General features: G+C 52.4%; 20 protein-coding genes, 4 tRNA genes and 1 other RNA gene. 20 read left to right on the forward strand and 5 right to left on the reverse strand.

Annotated features, from left to right (window positions below; all coding sequences use genetic code 11):
• Window positions 1–287: 287 nt before the first annotated feature.
• The 3 genes from JOE25_RS11375 to JOE25_RS11385 are packed head-to-tail and all read right to left on the reverse strand — an operon-like array spanning window position 288 to window position 3,145.
• Window positions 288–1,295, reverse strand: a complete 1,008-nt coding sequence (locus JOE25_RS11375) for a hypothetical protein (protein WP_245209821.1) — start codon at window positions 1,293–1,295, stop codon at window positions 288–290.
• Between the two features lie 38 nt (window positions 1,296–1,333).
• Window positions 1,334–2,305, reverse strand: coding sequence for an aldo/keto reductase (locus JOE25_RS11380; protein WP_209635200.1), 972 nt, complete (start codon window positions 2,303–2,305; stop codon window positions 1,334–1,336).
• 36 nt (window positions 2,306–2,341) lie between these two features.
• Window positions 2,342–3,145 carry a glucose 1-dehydrogenase gene (locus JOE25_RS11385; protein WP_209635202.1) on the reverse strand — a complete coding sequence of 268 codons (804 nt, stop codon included), beginning with the start codon at window positions 3,143–3,145 and terminating at the stop codon, window positions 2,342–2,344.
• Between the two features lie 106 nt (window positions 3,146–3,251).
• On the opposite strand from JOE25_RS11385, the gene JOE25_RS11390 reads away from it, so the two are divergent.
• The 6 genes from JOE25_RS11390 to chbG all read left to right on the forward strand — a co-directional run bounded on the left by JOE25_RS11390 (window position 3,252) and on the right by chbG (window position 9,553).
• Entirely contained in the window at window positions 3,252–4,166 is a 915-nt protein-coding gene (locus JOE25_RS11390) for a LysR family transcriptional regulator (RefSeq protein ID WP_209635204.1), read from the forward strand.
• A 485-nt stretch (window positions 4,167–4,651) separates the two neighbouring features.
• Window positions 4,652–4,969 carry a PTS sugar transporter subunit IIB gene (locus JOE25_RS11395; RefSeq protein ID WP_209635206.1) on the forward strand — a complete coding sequence of 106 codons (318 nt, stop codon included), beginning with the start codon at window positions 4,652–4,654 and terminating at the stop codon, window positions 4,967–4,969.
• A gap of 11 nt (window positions 4,970–4,980) precedes the next feature.
• Complete coding sequence (chbC, locus tag JOE25_RS11400; RefSeq protein ID WP_209635208.1) at window positions 4,981–6,342, forward strand: PTS N,N'-diacetylchitobiose transporter subunit IIC; 1,362 nt, start codon at window positions 4,981–4,983, stop codon at window positions 6,340–6,342.
• 48 nt (window positions 6,343–6,390) lie between these two features.
• Window positions 6,391–7,776: a glycoside hydrolase family 1 protein gene (locus JOE25_RS11405; protein WP_209635210.1), complete on the forward strand. Its 1,386-nt coding sequence runs from the start codon at window positions 6,391–6,393 to the stop codon at window positions 7,774–7,776.
• A complete protein-coding gene (gene chbR, locus JOE25_RS11410; protein WP_209635212.1) occupies window positions 7,776–8,639 on the forward strand; it encodes a transcriptional regulator ChbR in 864 nt (287 codons plus the stop codon). The genes JOE25_RS11405 and chbR overlap by 1 nt, the downstream gene beginning before the upstream one ends.
• 152 nt (window positions 8,640–8,791) lie before the next feature.
• Window positions 8,792–9,553 (forward strand): chitin disaccharide deacetylase, encoded by a 762-nt coding sequence (gene chbG, locus JOE25_RS11415; RefSeq protein ID WP_209635214.1) that lies wholly within the window; start codon window positions 8,792–8,794, stop codon window positions 9,551–9,553.
• Window positions 9,554–9,557: 4 nt separating this feature from the next.
• On the opposite strand, the gene JOE25_RS11420 is transcribed toward chbG, so the two are convergent.
• Window positions 9,558–10,952: an MFS transporter gene (locus JOE25_RS11420; protein WP_209635216.1), complete on the reverse strand. Its 1,395-nt coding sequence runs from the start codon at window positions 10,950–10,952 to the stop codon at window positions 9,558–9,560.
• A gap of 251 nt (window positions 10,953–11,203) precedes the next feature.
• Between JOE25_RS11420 and pncC the strand changes: the two genes are divergently transcribed.
• The 14 genes from pncC (at window position 11,204) to luxS (ending at window position 21,027) form a co-directional block, all read left to right on the forward strand.
• Entirely contained in the window at window positions 11,204–11,692 is a 489-nt protein-coding gene (gene pncC, locus JOE25_RS11425) for a nicotinamide-nucleotide amidase (RefSeq protein WP_209635217.1), read from the forward strand.
• A 112-nt stretch (window positions 11,693–11,804) separates the two neighbouring features.
• Window positions 11,805–12,866, forward strand: coding sequence for a recombinase RecA (recA, locus tag JOE25_RS11430; RefSeq protein WP_209635219.1), 1,062 nt, complete (start codon window positions 11,805–11,807; stop codon window positions 12,864–12,866).
• Window positions 12,867–12,934: 68 nt separating this feature from the next.
• On the forward strand, window positions 12,935–13,441 hold the full coding sequence (recX, locus tag JOE25_RS11435; protein WP_209635221.1) for a recombination regulator RecX: 507 nt from the start codon (window positions 12,935–12,937) through the stop codon (window positions 13,439–13,441).
• A 133-nt stretch (window positions 13,442–13,574) separates the two neighbouring features.
• Window positions 13,575–16,202, forward strand: coding sequence for an alanine--tRNA ligase (alaS, locus tag JOE25_RS11440; protein ID WP_209635222.1), 2,628 nt, complete (start codon window positions 13,575–13,577; stop codon window positions 16,200–16,202).
• 252 nt (window positions 16,203–16,454) lie between these two features.
• Complete coding sequence (csrA, locus tag JOE25_RS11445; RefSeq protein WP_004091602.1) at window positions 16,455–16,640, forward strand: carbon storage regulator CsrA; 186 nt, start codon at window positions 16,455–16,457, stop codon at window positions 16,638–16,640.
• Between the two features lie 310 nt (window positions 16,641–16,950).
• Window positions 16,951–17,043 (forward strand) — tRNA-Ser (locus tag JOE25_RS11450).
• 3 nt (window positions 17,044–17,046) lie between these two features.
• A tRNA-Arg gene (locus JOE25_RS11455) sits at window positions 17,047–17,123 on the forward strand.
• Between the two features lie 61 nt (window positions 17,124–17,184).
• A tRNA-Arg gene (locus tag JOE25_RS11460) sits at window positions 17,185–17,261 on the forward strand.
• 50 nt (window positions 17,262–17,311) lie between these two features.
• Window positions 17,312–17,388: transfer RNA gene (locus tag JOE25_RS11465), tRNA-Arg, on the forward strand.
• A 34-nt stretch (window positions 17,389–17,422) separates the two neighbouring features.
• A non-coding RNA gene (locus tag JOE25_RS11470) (RtT sRNA) lies at window positions 17,423–17,536 on the forward strand.
• A gap of 172 nt (window positions 17,537–17,708) precedes the next feature.
• Window positions 17,709–18,275 (forward strand): fructose-1-phosphate/6-phosphogluconate phosphatase, encoded by a 567-nt coding sequence (gene yqaB, locus JOE25_RS11475; protein ID WP_209635225.1) that lies wholly within the window; start codon window positions 17,709–17,711, stop codon window positions 18,273–18,275.
• Window positions 18,272–18,700, forward strand: a complete 429-nt coding sequence (locus tag JOE25_RS11480; protein WP_209635227.1) for a YqaA family protein — start codon at window positions 18,272–18,274, stop codon at window positions 18,698–18,700. The genes yqaB and JOE25_RS11480 overlap by 4 nt, the downstream gene beginning before the upstream one ends.
• An 82-nt stretch (window positions 18,701–18,782) precedes the next feature.
• Entirely contained in the window at window positions 18,783–20,345 is a 1,563-nt protein-coding gene (gene gshA, locus JOE25_RS11485; protein WP_209635229.1) for a glutamate--cysteine ligase, read from the forward strand.
• Window positions 20,346–20,511: 166 nt separating this feature from the next.
• A complete protein-coding gene (gene luxS / locus JOE25_RS11490; RefSeq protein ID WP_209635231.1) occupies window positions 20,512–21,027 on the forward strand; it encodes an S-ribosylhomocysteine lyase in 516 nt (171 codons plus the stop codon).
• 64 nt (window positions 21,028–21,091) lie between these two features.
• Here the strand turns inward: luxS and JOE25_RS11495 are convergent, their stop codons facing one another.
• Window positions 21,092–22,381, reverse strand: a complete 1,290-nt coding sequence (locus JOE25_RS11495; RefSeq protein ID WP_209635233.1) for an HlyC/CorC family transporter — start codon at window positions 22,379–22,381, stop codon at window positions 21,092–21,094.
• Window positions 22,382–22,395: the final 14 nt, after the last annotated feature.

The raw sequence follows: 22,395 nt of genomic DNA on the forward strand, positions 1-22,395 counted from the left end.
ATCATTAGGGGTCAAGCCGTTGCAAAAAAACCACGCCGTGGACTGGTGGTTGACGGCGGTAAGGATCAATAAGCCCTTAATACTGCCGCTATACTAGCCCAGCGGGCAATCGGCTGTCACAGGTAAAAATGGGGAGCTTTGCGCAAAGTTGGTTTTTAAGCCAGAGAATAGCGTTGCAATCGATAGAACGTATTTTTCGCTGTAATGTCATCAGAATATGAGGGAATAAGGACATTGCCTACAGGCGGGCTTGAGGTTGCCATCATTCATCAAGCCCGAGGGGAGTATCAGTGAGTGGCGGATGATAAAGGCAGGGGGAGTTGGTAAATGCGGAAGCTGCCGGGGACTTCGGCCTCGTGTCCGGCGAGTAAACGGTGGCGAATGCGGGCCTCGCTGACAAAGGCACAGCCCTGTGGGGTGATGTCCAGGTTGACCGGGGACTCCATACCTTCACGGATGATTTCAATGCGGTGTAAGCCAGTGCTACTCGGATCGGAAATTCGCAGGATTCTACCCTGACCGCTGTTAATCCCATTCTCGAGTACGATAAGAGAGCCGTCTGGTGCCAATCCCATTCCATCTGGGTTTTCGATGGTTCTTGGTAGCAGGATTTCTGACAGGCTCGGCTGTTCCTCCCCATAGCTTAGGGTGTAGAGCTTCCCGCTGCCAAAATTGGCAATCGCCATCACCTTGCCATCTATCAGAACAATACCTGCAGCGCCGATGCCACTGGGGCCAGCCAGGCGTTTGTCACGGAAGATTATCTGAAAATTGGCCTCCCCAGGACGAAGCCTCATGATGCTTCCTGCTTTGGTTTCTGTCAGATAAACCGTGCCATCTTTGGCGATAACCAAGTCATTACCCATTCCTCCTTCCGGTAAGGTTAGACTGCGGTTAATCGTCGCATCCGAGACATTCAGGGCAAAAACACGATGGGCACGAGTTTGTCCTGTGGGGAGGAAGTCCGGGGAGTTTCCCCATAACAGCCCACGCTGCTCATCCAATCTCAGCGTGGTTGAGGCAAAAACCGTTTCGGCGCCGGAAAAAAAGGTCTCCCAATTCTCGTTCGGCCGTTTTCGCAAGATACGGCCGCTAGTCACTAAGCCAACATACAGGGTTCCGTCGGAAGCGCGGGCGATGCCATTAGGGTACAGCGCGCCTGGCGGTAAAGTCATGCTGGTCGGTGTGCAGGTGGCGTTTGGGGGAACGGCCGCGGAAGCCGCAGGCGTTGCGATGGCGAATAGTAGGGCTGTTAGCGCGGCCAGCGCCGTGCGATATCTTATTGCGTATAACATCTGGCCTCTCCTGAGTTTGATAAGGGTGGGGCGAAGTACTACCACCGTTGGGGGCGAGCGTGTTTGTTCATGGGAGCCTCAAGTGTTGCGAGCTCTTCATCTGACAGCGTGAGTGAGAGCGCTTTGAGTGCATCTTGAAGATGGTGTGACTTGGACAGGCCTACAATGGGGGCGGCAACTGACTCTTTGGCTAACACCCATGCAAGAGAGACCTGTGCCGTTGGTACGCCGCGGGCAGTCGCGATGGCTTCAACTGCCTTAATGGTGTGCTCCACTTCATTTCTGCCGCCGTACCAGCGTGGAGCTTGTTCGTCAGTTTCGGCCCGAAGCGTCCCGGCTTTTCTCGCGCCGGCCAGTAAGCCCCTTGCCAACGGCGACCAAGGGGTCAGGCTGACACCTTCCTCCAGACAAAGCGGGAGTAAATCCGCCTCATCCTCGCGTGTGACCAGGTTGTATTGGCTTTGCATGGAAATAAAGCTGGCCAGATTATTATGACGTTGAAACGCCAGTATTTTCATAAAACGCCAGGCGTGCATTGAAGACGCACCGAGGTAACGGATCTTGCCGGCACGCACCAGGTTATCGAGCGTTTCGGCCGTTTCCTCAATCGGGGTTTCCTCATCGAAACGGTGTATCACGAACAGATCGATATAATCTGTCCCCAAGCGTTGTAGCGAGGCATTAACGCTTTGAATGATATGTTTGCGTGATAGCCCGCGGTTGTTGGGGTGTTCGCTCATCGGGAAGAACGCCTTGGTAGCGATCACCATATCGTCGCGGCGCGCAAAGTCCTTCAGCGCGCGCCCGAGAATACGTTCGCTCCCGCCGGAGGAATAGATATTTGCAGTGTCGAAAAAGTTAATACCGGATTCCAGTGCATCCCGGATGAAAGGGCGAGCTTGCTCCTCCTGCAATACCCAAGGGCGCCAGGTCGGTTCCCCATAGGTCATACACCCCAGACAAAGTCTGGAAACTTTCAGGCCGCTATGACCAAGGCGAACGTAGTTCATCGTCTTACCTCCAGGGGCTGTCGATAGTGGTGGCTTTCAGCGCATTCCTGCGATGGTGTAACCGCCGTCGACCAAAATGCTTTGCCCGGTGACAAAGCGGGCGTCATCCGTCGAGAGCCAGACGGCGACATCGCCGATGTCTTCAGACTGGCCCAATCGTTGGGCAGGCGTATGCGAGATGAACGGGGTGAAAGCGGATGGATCAGATAGGCTGCTATGGGCCATCGGTGTGTCGATGATGCCGGGATTGATGTTGTTAATCCGGATAGCGTGATTGCCATATTCGAGTGCTATCGCACGGATCAGCGCATCGAGTGCTCCCTTGCTGGCAGAGTAACTTGATGAGCCAGCCAGCGCGCCTTTGGCAAGCCAGGACGAGGTATTGACGATCACACCGCCTGAGTTTTGCGCCAGAAAAGCCTCAACCTCGTACTTAATCGATAACCAGACGCCCCTGAGATTGGTGGCAATCACCGCATCGAAATCTGCGCTAGTTTGCTGATGGATAGGGACAAAATTGCCGAGAATGCCGGCGTTGTTGAAAGCGATGTCAAGCCGCCCGTAGTGAGAGGTCACTGTGGTGAGCAGGCGGCGGACATCCTCTTCTTGCGAAACGTCCGCCACGACGGCCAGCGCCTCTCCGCCAGCGAGCATAACCTCATGAGCAGTGGCATCTATCTCTGCGGAACGACGCCCAGCCAAAGCCACTTTTGCGCCTTCTCGCGCATAGGCCAGTACTGCGGCGCGTCCAATACCTGTCCCCCCTCCGGTGACCAGGACGACTTTGCCTTCCAGGCGTTTGTGCGGGGTGGTATGTACAGAATCAGCGTATTGAGTCATAGCATTAATACCCAGTGATTAAACACCTAACCATGCTATGTTGTTACGAAATGGATAACTATCCGTTAAAAATTCATCTCACTGTTAAATTATTTATATCAATCAAATGAAAAAAACCGACTTGTCAGGGCTGGCGGCCTTTGTGGCCATCGCCAAAGAGCGCAGTTTCAGGCGAGCCGCTGCCAGGCTAGGGGTTACACCGCCGACGCTCAGTCATACCATGCGCGATTTGGAGGCGCAGCTTGGCATTCGCTTGTTGAATCGTACCACCCGCAACGTATCAACAACTGAGGCGGGCGAGCATTTGCTGACGACGTTGGCCCCGCTATTTGCCGATATCGATACGGCGCTGGAGAGCTTGAATACCTTTCGCGATCGGCCACAGGGCGTGGTTCGGATCAATGCGTCCCGAACGGCTATCCAACTTGCGCTGGTGCCGCATTTGGGGCTCTTGGCCCGCGATTACCCCGGTATTACGCTGGAGATTGTGGCGGAAGAGGGATTTGCCAATATTGTCGAACAAGGCTTTGATGCCGGCATCCGGCTTGGCGAGGATCTACACAACGATATGCGAGCTGTGCGGGTCACGCCTGATTTACGTATGGCTATTGTGGCAACGCCTGAATACTTCCAACAGAATGGAAAGCCAAACCACCCCGAAGACCTGTTGAATCATCGCTGTATTGGATGGCGAAAGATTGCTTCGGGAGAGCTCTATAAATGGACGTTTAAAAAAGGCGACCAGATACTTTCCGTCTCGGTGAATAGCCCGCTGATATTTGATGATGCAAGACTGATGTTGCAAGCAGCATTAGCGCATGCAGGTATAGCGTTCGCCATCGAGGAAGAAGTAAAGGAACATCTGGCAGCAGGGCGGCTGGAGCGGGTGATGGCCGATTGGTGCGCACCCTTCCCAGGTTTTTATCTTTACTATCCGAACCGCAGAAACCACCCCGTCGCATTGACTACGGTAATTAACGTAGTGCGTTATCCCAGCCAGACGATCAGTCCCGAAGCGTAATCTTGCTCTGCCTGTGGCTGGTCCGTCGAATGCCTTTCCCTCAAAAACACCGACTCTTTGCCACCGCTTGTCTCGTCTTATCTTGATGATGCGCGCTAATCAAGGGCGAACTATTTCTGTTCACCAATCAACCGATGAATGACCCTGCGCATGGAATTATCCATAAACATTCTGCATGTTTATAACGTATTGTTTATAATTGTTATTTGTTCTTTTATGGCGAATAAATTCAGTAATTAAAGGTTGTTTGTGAGTCAGGTCACACTATTTTTTTATATGAAATGTGAAGAGGGTCAATCTGGTAGGTCAAGCAGAGACGGTTCTTTGTGCTGGTGGCTTACCGGTCCACTTCAATGCCTCCGTATACTGTCTGCAACCAGGGCAACGTAACGGAAGTTTTCATAAGGAATGTGCGTGAGGCAATAACTATTGCATCTGGCAAACAAATGACACGGGGCTTTTTTGATTATCTTGAGGGACTTGGTATGGAAAAGAAAAAAATCTATCTGTTTTGTTCTGCTGGTATGTCGACTTCCCTGCTGGTTTCAAAAATGAAAGCGCAAGCCGAGAAGTACGAAGTGCCGGTGATCATTGCCGCTTATCCTGAGGCGCTGGCTGCAGAAAAGGGCGCTGAAGCAGATTTGATCCTGCTGGGGCCACAGATTGCCTACACGCTCGCCGAAGTGCAAAAACAGTTACCCAATAAGCCCGTCGAAGTGATCGACTCCGGTTTATACGGCAAGCTCGATGGCCTTGGGGTGTTGAAGGCTGCGGTCGCCACCATCAAAAAAGCTAACCAATAAAGGGGTCTGCCGTGAATACGTTAATTGCCTCGTTGGAAAAGGTCATACTGCCTTTTGCTGTGAAAATTGGTAAACAGCCCCATGTTAATGCCATCAAAAACGGGTTCATTCGTTTAATGCCACTGACGTTGACTGGGGCGATGTTCGTTCTGATCAACAACGTGTTTCTCAGTTTCGGTGAAGGATCATTCTTCTTTTCATTGGGGGTGCGGCTGGATCCGTCCACCATTGAAACGCTCAATGGCTTGAAGGCCATCGGAGGCAGCGTTTATAACGGCACCTTGGGCATTATGTCCCTGATGACGCCATTTTTTATCAGTATGGCTTTGGCTGAAGAGCGTAAGGTCGACCCATTAGCGGCAGCGTTGCTGGCGGTGGCTGCCTTTATGACTGTTACCCCGTTCAGTGTCGGAGAGGCCTATGCCGTTGGCGCTAACTGGCTAGGGGGTGCCAACATCATTTCTGGTATGGTGATCGGCCTGGTCGTGGCCGAGATGTTTACCTTTGTGGTTCGCCGCAACTGGGTGATCAGCCTGCCAGACAGTGTACCTTCTTCAGTGTCGCGCTCGTTCTCTGCACTGATCCCGGGCTTCCTCATTTTGTCCATCATGGGCGTGCTGGCTTACTGCCTTACGCTGTGGGGAACCAACTTCCACCAAATTATCATGGACAGCATCTCTGCGCCGTTGGCGAAAATGGGCAGCGTGGTGGGATGGGTATATGTCATGTTCTCCTCACTGCTGTGGTTCTTCGGGGTGCATGGTTCGATGGCATTGGCTGCGTTAGACAGCGGTATCATGACGCCATTCGCATTGGAGAACGTCGAACTTTACAACAAGTACGGTTCTGTTGAAGCTGCGGTGGCTGCGGGTAAAGAGTTCCACATGTGGGCGAAGCCATTCGTTGACTCCTACATCTACCTGGGCGGGACAGGTTCAACGCTGGGCCTGATTATCGCTATCTTTATTGCTTCACGCCGCGAGGATTATCGCCAGGTCGCTAAGCTGGCAACGCCATCAGGTATCTTCCAGATCAACGAACCCATCCTGTTCGGCCTGCCAGTCATCATGAACCCAGTGATGTTTATTCCGTTTATCCTGGTTCAGCCGGTATTGACGATTATCACCACGGTGGCTTATTACACCGGGTTGATTCCGCCAATCACCAATATTGCACCCTGGACCATGCCGGTGGGTTTGGGGGCATTCTTCAACACCAACGGCAGTATCGTCGCCATGCTGTTGAGTTTCTTCAACCTGGGTGTAGCGACCCTGATTTACCTGCCGTTCGTCATGATCTCCAACAAAGCACAGAGCCAGATCGATCAAGCGACGGAAAGCGAAGAAGACATCGCCAAGGCGTTGAAATTCTAACTGCAGTCTGGGGCAGACTTTTCTGCCCCAGTTTTAGAGGGCCTTTGGATGAACTATCAATTTGCTGACGATTTCTGGTGGGGCAGTGCCACCTCTGCACCACAGTCGGAAGGGGCATCTGCACGGGATGGCAAAAGCCAAAATATCTTCGATTACTGGTATGGGATTGCACCTGAGCGTTTTCATCATCAGGTTGGCCCGTCCGAAACCTCCACGTTTTATGACAATTTCCAACAAGACATCCAGCTGTTAAAGACTCTCGGACATAATACTTTCCGAACCTCCATCTCCTGGTCTCGATTGATCCCGCAGGGGGATGGTGAAGTGAACCCAAAAGCGGTGGCTTTTTATAATGCGATGATCGACAGCCTGCTAGCCCAAGGCATCACGCCATTTATCAATCTCTACCACTTCGATATGCCAATGTGTATGCAGCAGCAAGGGGGCTGGGAAAATCGGGCCGTTGTTGAGGCTTATGCCCGTTACGCCAGAATCTGCTTCAGCTTGTTTGGCGATAGAGTCACCCATTGGTTCACCTTTAATGAGCCGATTGTACCGGTGGAAGCTGGGTATCTGAACGACCTGCATTATCCTTGTGTGGTCGATTTCAAAAGAGCGATCGCGGTGGCGTATCACAGCGTTTTGGCTCATGCCAAAGCGGTGAGTGAGTTCAGGGCGTTGGGTAATGCAGGCACAATAGGCATTATTTTGAACCTGAGCCCGACTTATCCTCGCTCGAACAGTGAAGAAGATCGCGTGGCGGCGCATTATGCGGATCTGCTGCTGAATAAGAGTTTCCTCGACCCGGTAACCAAGGGGCGCTACCCGGACGACCTGGTGAATTTACTGCGCACCCATGATCTGTTGCCGCAGACGATGCCGGAAGACGCGCAGCTGATTGCCGACGGGGTCGTGGATATTCTGGGTGTCAATTACTACCAACCGCGTAGAGTCAAATCGAAGGAAGGCTACCGGGCGGAAGACCCAGTGACCATGCCGGAGGATGTGTTCAGCTACTACGAGATGCCGGGACGCAAGATTAACCCGCACCGTGGCTGGGAGATCTATGAGAAAGGCCTGTATGACATCCTGATGGATCTGAAGGAAAACTACGGCAATATTCCCTGCTATATTTCAGAAAACGGTATGGGCGTTGAGGGGGAAGAGGCTTTTATCGGCGCCAACGGCCGGGTGGAAGATGATTATAGAATCGATTTCATTCGCGACCATTTGAAATGGCTGCATCAGGCATTATCAGACGGTTCCAACTGCAAAGGCTACCATTTATGGACCTTTATTGACTGCTGGTCCTGGCTGAATGCCTACAAGAATCGCTACGGGTTAGTGCGGCTGGAGCGAGAAAGCCAACAACGCACGATTAAGAAAAGCGGTTATTGGTTTGCCGAGACAGCCAGGCAAAATGGCTTTGACTAATGAGGGCGCACGCGGTGTCTGAGAACCTGGTTTCGCTAAATGCGAACGACGTTAAGCTGATTCGGGAGCAGGATTTCTTTAACTGCAAAGACTTCCATTTGTTTATCTATAACAAAGTGGAAAGCGCTACCGGGCTACATCAGCATGACTACTACGAGTTCACTATCGTCCTGAGCGGTAAATGCTACCAGGAGATTAACGGCAAACGAGTGCTGCTGGAGCGAGGGGACTTTGTTTTTATCCCTATTGGTTCGCATCATCAAAGTTTTTATGAGTTTGGCGCCGCAAAAATCTTCAACGTGGCTATCGGCAAGGTTTTCTTTGAAGAGAACTATCTGCAACAGTTGCCACGTTGTTTCGTCGCTTCTCAGGCGTATAGCCTGAAGAATGAATTCCTTGCGTATATTGAGTCGGTGGTGGGGTCACCGCAGTTTCGCGAGGATGATTTTGCTGAGTTTCTGGAAACACTGACCTTTTATATCATCAGCCGTATTCGCCACTATAAAGAAGATAGCGGCGAGGGGGGTGATATCCCGCAGTGGCTGAAGAATACGTTGGCAGGCATGCATGATAAAGCGATGTTCGGTGAAAAAGCCTTGCTCAATATGGTTGAATTATCGGGGAAAACGCAGGAATACCTGACTCGGGCAATGCGGCGTTATTACCATAAAACGCCAATGCAGGTGATCAATGAAATCCGCATCAACTTTGCCAAAACGCAGCTTGAGGTCACCAACTATTCGGTTTCGGATATTGCCTTTGATTCTGGTTATGGCGACGTGAGCTTATTTATTAAAAACTTTAAAAGACTCACGGAAGTGACGCCAGGTAATTACCGAAAAAAGTTCTACGGCCCGATTTAGGGCCGCTCCCGATAAGCATTAACGCTGATATTCCGAATACTTTCAGGCCGGCAATAGCCTGACAAAATAAATTTCTTTGCTTAAGCGAAGGGGAACTGCCGTACCTGACGGACGGTATTCCCTTGCCAAAAATTTGTTAAATGGATGCCAAAATGGAAAAGTTACTGATAGTGAATGCCGACGATTTTGGTCTGAGCAAGGGCCAGAATTATGGCGTTATTGAGGCGTTTCACTATGGCGTTGTCTCTTCAACTACTGCGATGGTCAATAGCACGGATATACAGCATGCCGCCAGGCTCAGTCAGCTTTATCCTGGGTTACAGATTGGTCTGCACTTTGTCTTGACCCATGGGCATCCGCTGACCGCCATGCCGTCGTTGGTGAATGAACGTGGGGAACTGGGCAAGTGGCTATGGGAAAGGGCCGAAACTGCACGGCTTGATCTGAATGAAATCCATGATGAGTTGGTGAGCCAATACGACAAATTTATTGCCGTGTTTGGTCGTGCGCCAACCCACATTGATAGCCACCATCATGTGCATATGCTGCCGCAGATTTACCCGCTGGTGGAGGCATTTGCCCAATCCAAATCCATCCCATTGCGCATAGGACGCCAGGACGTGGAACGACAAGATATTCCGTTGCACTACGATCACAGCACCGAGTGGTTTGATGCTGGTTTTTATGGTGAAGGGATATCCGAGGCGCTGTTTTTGCAGGTGCTTGAACGTACTGACCAGCGCGGTGCGAGATCGGTAGAGATGATGTGCCATCCGGCGTTTCTGGATAAAACCATTTTGGCGAGCAAGTATTGCTACCCGCGGCTTGCCGAAGTGGAGGTGTTGACATCGCCAGGCATTAAAAACGCGATAGCGGAGCGTGGCTATCGTTTGGGCTCTTTCCTGGATCTGTAATAACTTACAGCATCGAATGCGCTTTTTTCAGCCCGGTATCCTCATCGGGATCGGCCCCTTGGGGGATAGGCGTTTCAGATTCCTCTTCCCCTGATGCGTCCGTGTCCTGTCGTTCTATCGGATCAGGGGCCGCTTCCGGTGGTGGCATAGTGTCATGGATGATCTGCTCATCAAACGTTGGGTTCAGCGCTGGGGACAACGGGGAACTGGTCAGGCTGTCCGGCAGGGGAATATGGGGTAATGGTGCATCCTGCACGAACTGCGATTCGTCCTGTTTTACCGTCCGGCTGAAGGCGACCAGCAACACACCGCAAAGCGCGAAGAAGGCATACAGAATATTGCCACCCAATGGCTCAATCAGCGCACCGACAGCCAAAGGGCCGATACTGGCACCGACCCCGAAGGCCATCAGTAAACAGGCCGCCAGAGAAACGCGCCGTTCCGGTTCGATCAAATCGTTCGCCAGAGCGACCACCAGTGGGTACAGCGTGAACTGCAACATGCTGACGATAAAGCCCAACACCAGCAACACCGGGAAGTCAATGTGCGGCACCAGTGCCAGCGGCAGTGATGCGACGATCAATAAAATAGCGTTGATACGCATCAACAGTGTGCGGTTGTAGCGGTCCGACAGCCAACTGAGCGGGAACTGGGCCACCAGCCCGGCAAAGATGGCTATCGCCATAAACAAGCCAGTCTGCTGAGTGGTCAGCGTTTGCATACTCGCGTACACCGGCGCAAGCCCATAGAAAGAACCGACCACCATACCGATCACCAATGTGGTCGCCAGTACTTTGGGTATAGCACCGATAAAATAGCGCAGCTCCATCGGCGCGGGTGACATATGGCGGGCGTTGGTGCGGGTTGTCAGGGCGATAGGAACCAAGCACAGCGCAAAGCACAGGGCGATAACCAGCAACGTGGCGATGCCAAGATTGGTCTGCAGCATTAAGACCACCTGGCCCAATGACATGCCCAGATAGGTGGCTGCCATATAGAAGCCGAAAACCATGCCGCGTTGGTTGGATTCCGCCTGATCGTTCAGCCAGCTTTCCAGCACCATGAATTGACACATCATGCACAAGCCGATAATCAACCGCAGTACGACCCACACGGGGATGTATTCCGTCAGTCCGTGCCCCAGCACTGCGGCCGTGATTATACCGGCACAGGAGACGTAGGCGCGGATATGCCCGACGCGAGCAATCAGAAAATGACCGACTTTGCCGCCGATCACCAAGCCGATATAGTTGGCGGCGATAAGCGCACCGATCAACGCACCGGTTACGTGGATAGAGGTTAAACGCAAGGAGATGTACGTCGTGAGTAGCCCTGAACCCAATAGCATGAGTAGGGTGGTGGTATACAACGGAAAGAAAACACCTAACGTTTTTTTCACTCTATCATCCTAATCTTTTATTCTGATTTGCCCTGGAGCTGGCTATGCTGGTGGCATAGGCAATCCGGTGATATCCCTCATGCAAAACACTGCCCGTTAACTCGGGCCTTACCTTCGATACTAGCAGTTTGGCCCGCGGCTTAACACCGCACCCCTTGCGAAGTGCCGCGCATTTCTGTCATCACCCCCTCAGGCAAGGTTGATAAATGCTACTATCGGGCGCATATACCTTGATTCGCTAAGGAGAGGTCATGAGTGAAAACCAACTGCGTAAACTCAGCATGGTGGTAGGGGAAAAACTGAAGGCCAATGGTCAGTGGATCACCTGCGCGGAATCTTGTACTGGCGGCGGTATCGCCAAAGCAATCACTGATATTGCTGGCAGTTCCGCCTATTTCGATCGTGGTTTTGTCACCTACAGCAATACCGCGAAACATGAGCTGCTGGGCGTGGCTGAAGACACATTGGCGGCGCACGGTGCAGTGAGCGAAGAAGTGGTGCGTGAAATGGCGCAGGGAGCATTGCATGCGGCACGGGCCAACGTGGCACTGTCGGTCAGTGGTATTGCCGGACCGGATGGCGGCAGTGCGGAAAAACCGGTGGGTACTGTCTGGTTTGGCTTCGCTGAACGCTCTGGGCGGGTGTTGGCGCGTAAGATGCATTTTGCCGGCGATCGTGATGCAGTGCGGCTTCAGGCGACGATTTTCGCGCTGCAAACCGCCCTTGATGAATTTTTGTAAAATTAGGCTTGATACTGTATGACCATACAGTATAATTAGTGACATTTCCTGCACAACATACATTCAGTGGCAGTGTGGGGTAACACCGACATTGCGTAACGAAGGAGCAAAAATGGCTATTGATGAGAACAAGCAAAAGGCGCTAGCTGCGGCACTGGGCCAGATTGAGAAACAGTTCGGCAAAGGCTCCATCATGCGTCTGGGTGAAGACCGTTCTATGGACGTAGAAACGATCTCCACCGGCTCACTGTCACTTGATATCGCATTGGGTGCGGGCGGCCTGCCAATGGGTCGTATCGTTGAAATTTACGGTCCGGAGTCTTCCGGTAAAACGACGCTGACCCTGCAGGTTATTGCTGCGGCGCAGCGCGAAGGCAAAACCTGTGCGTTCATCGATGCCGAGCATGCGCTGGATCCGGTTTATGCGAAAAAGCTGGGCGTTGATATCGACAACCTGCTGTGTTCTCAGCCGGATACGGGTGAGCAAGCCTTGGAAATCTGTGACGCTTTAACCCGCTCTGGCGCGGTTGATGTGATCATCGTTGACTCCGTAGCCGCGCTGACGCCAAAAGCAGAAATTGAAGGCGAAATCGGCGACTCACATATGGGTCTGGCAGCACGTATGATGAGCCAGGCCATGCGTAAGCTGGCCGGTAACCTGAAAAACGCCAACACGCTGCTGATTTTCATCAACCAGATCCGTATGAAAATCGGTGTGATGTTCGGTAACCCGGAAACCACCACCGGCGGTAACGCATTGAAGTTCTACGCTTCTGTCCGTCTGGATATCCGCCGTATCGGCGCGGTGAAAGAAGGCGACGAAGTCATCGGCAGTGAAACCCGCGTTAAAGTGGTAAAAAACAAAATCGCAGCTCCGTTCAAGCAGGCTGAGTTCCAAATCCTGTACGGTGAAGGCATCAACAGCCGTGGTGAGCTGGTCGATCTGGGCGTTAAGCACAAGATGATCGAGAAAGCGGGCGCTTGGTATAGCTACAACGGCGATAAGATTGGCCAAGGTAAGGCAAACGCCTGTAATTTCTTGAAAGAAAACCCTGCAGTTGCCGCTGAGTTGGATAAAAAACTGCGTGACCTGCTGCTGCACAGCAGCGGTGAACTGGTTTCTGCAACTAATGAAGGCTTCGACGATGAAGCTGAAACCAGCGAAGAGTTTTAATCGCTGCTGATGTTCGTGAGTGCCGTTGTGTAAGGCAGCACGAACATCAATTTAATCAGGCTTGAATAATGAATGACTTGCTAAGCCGCGCCATGCGCCTGCTGTCGCAACGCGATCATAGTGAAGCTGAACTGCGCCGCAAGCTTGCGGCGCAGCCATTTATGGCGAAAGCCAAATTCGGTACCAAAACCCCCGCATCCTCTGCCCCTGTTCCTGAAGAACCCATTGATCCTGCCGTTATTGAACAGGTCATCGCTTATTGCTATCAGCATAATTGGCTAGACGATCAACGTTTTGCCATCAGCTACATTGGTAGCCGCAGCCGTAAAGGCTATGGCGCGCAGCGAATCCGTTCTGAACTGATGCAAAAAGGCGTGGATAAAGAGCTAACGCAGGCCGCGCTGGCAGAGTGCGATATTGACTGGTGTGAGCAGGCCAAACAGGTGGCGCAGCGTAAATTTGGCGACAAGCTACCAACGGACTGGAAAGAGAAAGCCAAAGTGCAGCGTTATCTGCTCTATCGTGGCTTCTTCCAGGAAGAAATTCAGTCAATTTACCGTGATTTTGCGCAATGAACGCACACGGGGTTTTACTTCCCCTTGAAGAAAATTTATCTTATCCCCACTTTTTGTTCGTGAGCTAGATGTCATCGTCAGGATGTCACGTATCTTGCTCACGTGTCGTTATTCTAGCCTTTCCGGGAAAATTATGAGCAAGAGCACCGCTGAGATCCGTCAAGCGTTTCTCGATTTCTTTCATAGTAAGGGCCATCAGGTTGTAGCAAGCAGCTCCCTGGTGCCTGACAATGATCCGACATTGCTGTTTACCAATGCCGGCATGAACCAATTTAAAGATGTTTTCCTGGGGCTGGACAAGCGCGCCTATTCCCGAGCGACGACCTCACAGCGTTGCGTGCGTGCGGGCGGTAAGCATAACGATCTGGAGAACGTCGGCTATACCGCACGTCACCATACCTTCTTTGAAATGTTGGGTAACTTCAGCTTCGGCGACTATTTCAAACACGATGCCATTAGCTACGCATGGGAACTGCTGACCGGTGAAAACTGGTTTAACCTGCCGAAAGAAAGGCTGTGGGTGACCGTCTATGAAACCGATGACGAAGCCTTCGACATCTGGCAGAAACAGATTGGTGTACCGGCAGAACGCATTATCCGCATCGGCGACAATAAAGGCGGGGCTTTTGCCTCCGATAACTTCTGGCAGATGGGCGATACCGGTCCATGCGGCCCATGCACCGAGATTTTCTACGATCACGGTGATCACATTTGGGGTGGTCCTCCGGGTAGCCCGGAAGAAGACGGCGATCGCTATATTGAGATCTGGAACCTTGTGTTCATGCAGTTCAACCGTCAATCAGACGGTACCATGTTGCCACTGCCAAAGCCGTCGGTAGATACCGGTATGGGCCTGGAGCGTATTGCCGCAGTATTGCAGCATGTTAACTCCAACTATGAAATTGACCTGTTCAGCAAGTTGATTGCCGCAGTGGCCAAGGTGACAGGTGCGACAGATTTGAATAACAAATCTCTGCGCGTTATTGCCGACCATATCCGTTCTTGTGCCTTCCTGGTTTCCGACGGTGTGACGCCATCGAACGAAGGCCGTGGTTATGTGCTGCGCCGTATCATTCGTCGTGCTGTTCGCCATGGCAACATGCTGGGCGCGAAAGACAGCTTCTTCTACAAGCTGGTTGCGCCATTGATCGACGTAATGGGGCCGGCAGCCGACGAATTGAAGCGCCAGCAGTCACTGGTTGAGCAAGTGCTGAAAACCGAAGAAGATCAGTTTGCGCGCACTCTGGAGCGTGGTTTGATCCTGCTGGACGAGGCGCTAGCCAAGCTGGAAGGCGATACTCTGGATGGCGAAACCGCATTCCGTTTGTACGACACCTATGGTTTCCCGATCGATCTGACTGCAGACGTGTGCCGTGAACGTGGCCTGAAAGTGGATGAAGCTGGTTTCGAACAGGCAATGGAAGCACAACGCCGTCGTGCGCGTGAATCCAGCGGCTTCGGTGCTGACTACAACAGCATGATCCGTGTTGATGGTGCCAGCCAATTCAGCGGCTATGACCACGAACAACAGCAATCAACGGTGACCGCGTTGTTCCGCGATGGCCAGCCAGTGGATGAGATCCACGCTGGTGAAGAGGCCGTAGTGGTGCTGGATGAGACCCCGTTCTACGGTGAGTCCGGTGGTCAGGTTGGCGACAAAGGCGTGCTGAAAGCTGCGGGTGCTGATTTTGAGGTAAGCGACACTCAGAAATACGGCCAGGCCATCGGCCATCAGGGCAAGCTGTCTCAGGGGTCTCTGAAAGTGAAAGATCGCGTTGACGCGCAGATCGACAAGGTTCGCCGCAATCGCATTCGCCTGAACCACTCTGCGACGCACTTGCTGCATGCAGCACTGCGCCAGACGCTGGGTGAGCACGTAGCGCAGAAAGGTTCGTTGGTTAACGATAAATACCTGCGTTTCGACTTCTCACATTTCGAAGCGATGAAGCCAGAGCAAATTCGTGCGGTGGAAGACTTGGTTAACCAGCAAGTGCGCCGTAACCTGCCTGTGCAAACTGAAGTAATGGCGCTGGAAGATGCCAAAGAGAAGGGCGCAATGGCGCTGTTCGGTGAGAAGTACGACGACAGCGTGCGTGTACTGACCATGGGTGACTTCTCGACTGAACTGTGTGGCGGTACTCATGCCAGCCGTACTGGCGATATCGGTTTGTTCCGGATCCTCAGTGAGTCAGGGACTGCTGCGGGTATCCGTCGTATTGAAGCGGTAACCGGTGAAGGTGCGATTGCCACTCTGCATCAGCAAAGCGATCTGTTACAGGACGTTGCGCATCTGGTGAAAGGTGACAGTAACAACCTGACGGACAAAGTGCGTATGGTGCTCGATCGCACCCGCGCGTTGGAGAAAGAGCTACAGCAGTTGAAGGACCAGCAGGCGGCTCAGGAGAGCGCATCGTTGTCCAGCAAGGCGAAAATGGTTAACGGCGTACGCCTGTTGGTCAGCCAGCTTGATAACGTTGAGGCCAAAATGCTGCGCACCATGGTTGATGATCTTAAAAATCAATTGGGTTCTGCGATTATCGTGCTGGCCACTACGGCTGATGATAAGGTGAGCTTGATTGCTGGCGTGACCAAAGATCTGACCGACCGAGTGAAAGCCGGCGAGCTGATCGGTAACGTAGCACAGCAGGTTGGCGGTAAAGGGGGCGGACGCCCTGATATGGCGCAGGCCGGGGGAACAGATGTCAGTGCCCTGCCAGCGGCATTAGACAGCGTAGAGGCCTGGGTGGCCTCGAAACTGTGAATATAAATAAATAGCACTTACAAACGCCATAACTCATTACTGATTATGGCGTTTTTATACTGTGCTAACACAATTTGGTTACAATTCCGGGAACAAAGTTTTTCAGGTCGGCTAAACTTATCATTATCTGAGGTGAGACCAAGTCTGCTTACATTTATTGTGGGTAACATGACTTACGTTTTCACAGCATATGATGGATAATGACGGGGAAACTGAGAGACCCGACTCTTTTAATCTTTCAAGGAGCAAAGAATGTTAATTCTGACTCGTCGAGTTGGTGAAACCCTCATGATTGGCGATGAGGTCACGGTCACAGTGTTAGGGGTCAAGGGCAACCAGGTTCGTATTGGTGTGAATGCCCCTAAAGAGGTGTCAGTTCACCGCGAAGAAATCTATCAGCGCATTCAGGCAGAGAAGTCTCAACAGACGACTTACTGATTTCGAAGCAGCGTCTCGTTGCTCAGCGAGACGCTACTGCGCTTTTTTATACCCATCACAAACCATTCCCTGTCTTCTTCTGCAAAATCTTCCTGCTCTCTCCTTCACTTTGTTTGCTATTTCACTGTAGCGGCTTGTTGATAAAACACTCTTTTTGCCGTGAAATCGCCCATGTTGAGCGTGAATTGTGCAAACGCACGTGAGTTGGGAAAAATTGTTTGACTTAAAAGTCGGAGAAAGTAATATGTGCGCCACGCAGTGCCGATGAGCTTCTCTAAAGCAAGTTAGGCACAATTCGAAAGAAGCGTATGGTGAGGTGGCCGAGAGGCTGAAGGCGCTCCCCTGCTAAGGGAGTATGCGGTCAAAAGCTGCATCCGGGGTTCGAATCCCCGCCTCACCGCCATTTGCATCCATAGCTCAGCTGGATAGAGTACTCGGCTACGAACCGAGCGGTCGGAGGTTCGAATCCTCCTGGATGCACCATATTTTGCAGTATGGTGGGGTAGTAACAACGTACCATACGGTATCAAAAAAGAATTCCTGTGCATCCATAGCTCAGCTGGATAGAGTACTCGGCTACGAACCGAGCGGTCGGAGGTTCGAATCCTCCTGGATGCACCATTCTTTCTGTCAACTTGTTGTATTCAAGCAGACAAACCAAAAATAGTAATGCATCCATAGCTCAGCTGGATAGAGTACTCGGCTACGAACCGAGCGGTCGGAGGTTCGAATCCTCCTGGATGCACCATCTAAGAAAAACCCGCTTCGGCGGGTTTTTCGCTTTTCCGACTGCGAGCAGAGCGGTTGGAGGTTCGAGCCGAGCGTAGCGAGACAACGTTGCTTTAGCAACGGCCCGCAGGGAGAGGCGCAGCCGAATTATCCTCCTGGATGCACCCTCTAAGAAAACCCGCCTCGGCGGGTTTTTTGCTTTTTGGCATTCAGCGAACGTCGCTGTTATCGTGTCATCCTTAGGCACCTGCACAGCACATTCCGCTATTACGCGATCAGCGACAACCTGCCGGCTTTACGCTAAAGTAGTTTTCTTTCCTCAACGATCATGGAGTAACGATGTACGACCGCTATCAAGGTCTTATTTTCGATATGGACGGCACCATTCTCGATACTGAACCAACGCACCGCAAAGCGTGGCGCGAGGTGTTGTCCCGTTACGGTATGACGTTTGATGAGGCGGCGATGGTGGCGTTGAGCGGCTCACCGACCTGGCGTATTGCCCAGGCGATAATTGCCAGCCACCAGGCCGATCTCGATCCCCATCAGTTGGCTGCAGAGAAAACCCGCGCGGTAGAAGCGATGCTGTTGGACAGTGTTCGCCCCCTGCCGTTGATTGAGGTGGTGAAAGCCTACCATGGGCGCCGTCCTATGGCGGTTGGCACCGGCAGCGAGCACCGCATGGCAGAAACCTTGTTACGCCATCTGGGTCTGTTCCATTGCTTTGATGCGATCGTTGGCGCCGATGACGTGCAACGCCACAAGCCGGAGCCGGACACCTTCCTGCGCTGCGCCGAACTGATTGGCGTGCCGCCGGAGAAATGCGTGGTATTTGAAGACGCAGACTTCGGTATTCAGGCCGCGAAAAGCGCCAATATGGCTGTGGTAGACGTTCGTACGCTGTGAGTAGTACGCTGGCCGTTATGTCGTTGTTTGGCAGCAGCTTCCTCAGTGCGACGTTGCTGCCGGGAAATTCAGAAATTGTTTTGGTCGCCTTGCTGACCAACAGCCGTGTCTCACCGGAATTACTGGTGCTGGCCGCGACGTTGGGGAATACGCTCGGTGGGTTGACCAATGTCATTATCGGGCGCTTACTACCGGCGTTGAAACCGCAGCGAGGTCTGGATACCGCGCTCGGGTGGATGCAACGCTTTGGCCCGGCTGCGCTGTTGCTCAGTTGGGTACCGGTAGTGGGCGATTTATTGTGCGTGTTGGCAGGTTGGCTGCGCATGCCCTGGGGCCCTGTCGCGCTGTTTCTGTGTATCGGAAAGGCGGTGCGTTACATCATTCTTGCGATGATAACGTTACAGGGAATGGCCTGGTGGCATTAACGACGTGAATATAACTCAATATTCTCTCGGGTGCGGATTCAGTATGCTTACGAGTTCTTGTTTTTAGAAGCGGGAGGTCAATTTGATCCCGGACGTATCTCAGGCGCTTTCTTGGTTGGAAGCCCATCCCCATGCATTAAAAGGCATCCGCCGCGGCATTGAGCGTGAAACGCTGCGTGTTACCGCGGACGGTAAGCTTGCAACAACCGGACATCCGGAGAAATTGGGGGCGGCATTAACGCACCACTGGATAACCACAGACTTTGCTGAGGCATTGTTAGAGTTCATTACGCCAGTTGACGACAACCTCGATCACTTGCTGACGTTCTTACGTGATATTCATCGTCACGTAGCGCGTAACCTGGGTGACGAGCGTATGTGGCCGCTCAGCATGCCGTGCTTTATTGAAGCGGAGCAGGACATTGAGCTGGCGCAGTTCGGCGCGTCGAACATCGGTCGTATGAAAACGCTATACCGCGAAGGGTTGAAGAACCGCTACGGCGCGTTGATGCAAACTATTTCCGGTGTGCACTACAATTTCTCACTGCCGCTGGAGTTCTGGCAGGCGTGGGCGGGTGTTAAAGATGCTGAAAGTGGTAAAGAGCAGATCTCCGCGGGATATTTCCGTCTGATCCGTAACTATTACCGTTTTGGCTGGGTCATTCCGTACTTGTTTGGCGCATCGCCGGCAATTTGTTCTTCATTCCTGAAGGGGCGTGAAACTACGTTGCCGTTCGAACGTACTGAACAAGGGATGTGCTATCTGCCGTATGCCACGTCGTTGCGTCTGAGCGATCTCGGCTACACCAATAAATCGCAGAGCAACCTGGGCATTACTTTCAACGATCTGCAAAGTTATGTTGAAGGCCTGAAGCGGGCAATTGCCACGCCATCAGAAGAGTTTGCCAAGTTGGGCGTGAAGGACGGCGATCGTTATCTGCAACTGAACAGCAATGTGTTGCAGATCGAAAACGAACTCTATGCGCCAATCCGACCGAAGCGTGTAACCAACAGCGGAGAGACTCCGTCAGATGCGCTGCTGCGCGGCGGTATCGAATACATTGAAGTTCGCTCGCTGGACATCAACCCCTTCTCACCCATCGGCGTAGATGCCGTACAGGCGCGCTTCCTGGACCTGTTCCTGGTGTGGTGTGTGCTGGCCGATGCGCCAGAGATGAGCAGCGATGAGTTGCTGTGCACGCGTAAAAACTGGAATCGTGTGATCCTTGAAGGCCGCAAGCCGGGTCAGACGATTGGCATGGGGTGTGATGACAGCCGTGAGCCGCTGGCAAAAGTAGGCAAAGCGCTGTTTGACGATCTGCGCCGCGTGGCGGAAGTGCTCGATAGCGAAGCCGGTGATAGCCAATATCAACAGGTGTGCGATGAACTGGTCGCGGCGTTTGACGATCCGGATTTGACATTCTCTGCCCGCATCCTAAAAGCCATGAAGGAAGAAGGAACGGGGCGTGTGGGTCTGGAACTGGCTGAACAATACCGCCAGATGCTGATAGAAGAGCCGCTGGAAATTCTGACTGAAGCCGACTTGGCGAAAGAACAGGAAGCCTCGTGGGAGCGTCAACGTAACGTAGAAGCCAGTGATACGCTAAGCTTTGAAGAGTTCCTGAAGCAACATGGTGGGGGCTGAAAAAGAAAAAGGCCACATCAATGTGGCCAAATATGCATCTCTGATGACAGGGATGATGATAACAAATGCGCGTCTTTCACATATTCAGACTCGCTGAGTTAGAAAAGGTTTCCTGGTTAGATAAAAAAGTTTCGAAATAAATACTCTTTTACGAGGAGGTAACGAAATGCCATTGCTGGATAGCTTCACCGTAGACCATACTCGCATGGCAGCTCCGGCTGTCCGCGTAGCGAAAACCATGAAAACGCCTCATGGCGATACCATCACCGTGTTCGATTTGCGTTTCTGCCGGCCGAACCTGGAAGTGATGCCTGAGCGTGGCATTCATACGCTGGAACACCTGTTTGCGGGTTTTATGCGTGACCACCTGAATGGTCAGGGTGTTGAGATTATCGATATCTCCCCGATGGGATGCCGTACTGGCTTCTACATGAGCCTGATTGGTGTGCCGGAAGAGCAGCGTGTTGCCGATGCGTGGAAAGCCGCGATGAGCGATGTGCTGAAAGTGACCGACCAGCGTAAAATTCCTGAGCTGAATGAGTTCCAGTGTGGGACTTACCACATGCACTCATTGGAAGAAGCGCAGGAAATCGCTAAGCATATTCTTGATCACGACGTGGTGGTGAACCACAACGACGAGTTGGCACTGCCGAAAGAGAAGTTGCAAGAACTGCACATCTAGTTCGGTCCCTGTTGCAGCGATAAAAAAAGCCGCATTACGCGGCTTTTTCCTTTCTGGCGGGGTGTCAGTGTTGCTGAACGCTGGATTGCAGTGACTTTATCGGCGTGACCCGCACCTGTTTGATCATATTGTCCTGCACGTCGAGAATATCGATATCATAGTGGCCTATCCGGGCTCGGGTGCCGACGTCGGGGATCTCTTCGAGCTCCTCCAGCAGCATACCGTTAACCGTACGCGCATCAGTAGCTGGCAGGGTCCAATTGAATGCCTTGTTTAACTCACGCACGTTGGCAGTACCGTCTATCAAGACTGATCCATCGCTCTGCGGATTGACCTCTTCCGCCAATGTGGGTGACATGGAGGTAGTGAAATCACCGACAATCTCTTCCAGAATGTCTTCAACCGTCACCAGCCCCTGAATATCACCGTATTCGTCAACGACGATGCCAACCTTTTCTTTGTTACGCTGGAATTTCACCAGTTGGACATTCAGCGGAGTCCCTTCAGGCACGTAGTAAATCTCATCGGCGGCACGCAGCAGGTTCTCTTTGTTGAACTCTTTCTTCTCGGTCATCAGACGGTAGGCTTCACGTACGCGTAGCATTCCGATGGCGTCATCCAACGAACTGCGGTACAGCACAATGCGGCCGTGCGGCGAGTGTGTGAGCTGGCGCATGATCGATTTCCAATCGTCGTTGACGTCGATACCGACGATCTCATTGCGCGGTACCATGATGTCGTCCACGGTCACTTTTTCGAGATCCAGGACTGAAATCAGCATGTCCTGATTGCGACGAGATATCTGCGAGTGTGATTCGTTAACGATAGTACGCAGCTCATCCTTGCTGACGGCGTCGCTGACGCGCACGTTAGTGTGGATGCCGAACAGGCGCAGGACCAAGGTGGTGATGCCATTGAGCAGCCATACCAGCGGGAACATGACCTTTTGCAGCGGAGCCAGTAAAAAGCTGCTGGGGAAGGCGATCCGTTCCGGATACAGTGCAGCAAAGGTTTTCGGCAGCACTTCGGCGAACAGCAGCACGGCAAACGTCAATACACCGGTGGCAATAGCGACACCAAAATCACCATAGAGACGCATACCGACAATGGTCGCCAGCGCGGAGGCGAGAATATTCACCAGATTATTGCCGATCAGCACCAGGCCAATCAGACGGTCTGGCTTTTTCAGTAGCTTCTCGACCCGGCGGGCAGAGCGGTTACCCTGCTTGGAAAGATGACGGAGACGATAGCGATTTAGCGTCATCATGCCGGTTTCGGATGCTGAGAAGTAAGCGGAAACCACAATCATAACCACCAAGATGATGATCAGGGTTCCTGTCGAAACATGCTCCAACGCGGTATTCCTTA

The sequence above is a fragment of the Serratia sp. PL17 genome, assembly GCF_017832355.1.
Lineage (GTDB): Bacteria > Pseudomonadota > Gammaproteobacteria > Enterobacterales > Enterobacteriaceae > Serratia.